This is a genomic window from Rhizobium sp. 25PS6, from assembly GCF_032464655.1.
Lineage (GTDB): Bacteria > Pseudomonadota > Alphaproteobacteria > Rhizobiales > Rhizobiaceae > Rhizobium > Rhizobium laguerreae.
Window position 1 is genome coordinate 1 of sequence record NZ_JAWDIV010000057.1, and the last position, 1,258, is coordinate 1,258.

2 protein-coding genes are annotated in these 1,258 nt (G+C 61.4%); both read right to left on the reverse strand.

The features are described from left to right. On the reverse strand, nucleotides 1-936 hold a 936-nt coding region (locus RWK44_RS34750; RefSeq protein WP_316030165.1), incomplete at its 3' end, for a glycosyltransferase. A gap of 97 nt (nucleotides 937-1,033) precedes the next feature. Beyond that, nucleotides 1,034-1,258, reverse strand: a 225-nt coding sequence (locus RWK44_RS34755; RefSeq protein WP_316030166.1) for a cation:proton antiporter domain-containing protein, incomplete at its 5' end; no start/stop codon positions are given.

Consider the following 1,258-nt stretch of genomic DNA (forward strand, 5'->3'; position numbering starts at 1 on the left):
CACCTCGGGAAACAACCAGTCGTGAGGGGCGTCGCGGACGACGTGAACATGCTCGGATTTATGGTCCGCGGCCAGGGCACCGCCTCCAAGAGCCAAGATGCCCCGCTTGCCCTGCCCTGCGAGGGCCTCGACAACAGTGGCTGTCATTCGGCCCGGATCGACGCCCGGCATGCTTCCGAAGCCAACGTAGATTGGCGGCTCCCCTTCCGCGAGGAATGCTGCCAAATCGTCTGGGGGTCGCCAGTTCTTGCTGTCGAGAAACCAGTAGCCACTCACCAGCACGTCACTGCCCCAGTCCGGAGGGACCGGCACGACATGGCGACTATAGGCGTAGAGCGCGCCACTCGAAGCGATAGCTGGCGTCCTGCGTCGCGCCAGACCAAGCCGTTCCACCCTCCAGGTCGAGAGCAACGTGCCGAACAGAAGTTCCGCGCCCCTGATCGCCGCGATATGGCTGATCCGGTTGAACCAGCCCAGATCTCTGAAAGGCAACATCGGGCTGGGAAAAGTGGCGGTCGGCGTAAAGCCAGGCAGGGGCGAAGCCAGAATAAATGGGCACTGAAGCGCCTCCGCCATGTGTGGCACCGCGATTGCCTTCGGATGATGCACGAAGATGTCGGGGTTGAAGGCCTGCGCTGCTTTCCATTCCGCGTCTAGCAGGGTTCGCATCATCGGACGGACGTACTTGAGCAGCTTCAAACCCGCACTGAAGCCCTTGCCGCCGGCGATCGCCGCCTTTCCTTCCGGAGTATCGAGAAGAGCGAGAAACTCTCCAGGCAGGGGGGCGAATGCGACGCCGTGGTCTTGCACCATGCTCTCGAACTGAACCGGAGCAGCGAGCTGTACGCGATGTCCTCGCTGGATCAATCCCAATGCCAGAGCGATATAGGGTTGAACGTCGCCGCGCGTGCCGAGCGCATGAATGGCTACCCTCATTGCGCCGTCACCTCGCTTCCGCCTGATTCAATAGCCGATGTTGCCAGTGTCACCGTGCGATTTCGTCGTCCACTCAAGCTACTGTTGTTCTTTACAGTCAAGGGCCGGACGGCCGCAACGAGCGGCTGGCGACTTTCCCCAGCGTGAGTCCCTGAACCACGATCGTGAAAATCACGACGGCATAAGTGGCGGCAAGCAGAGCCGCCTTGAAAGGCGTTTCCGGAAGGGACAGCGCCAAGGCGATCGATATGCCGCCCCTGAGACCTCCCCAGACGAGAACGATCACGGTCCCGCGAACGAAGTCGTACTGTCTGCGGAGCAA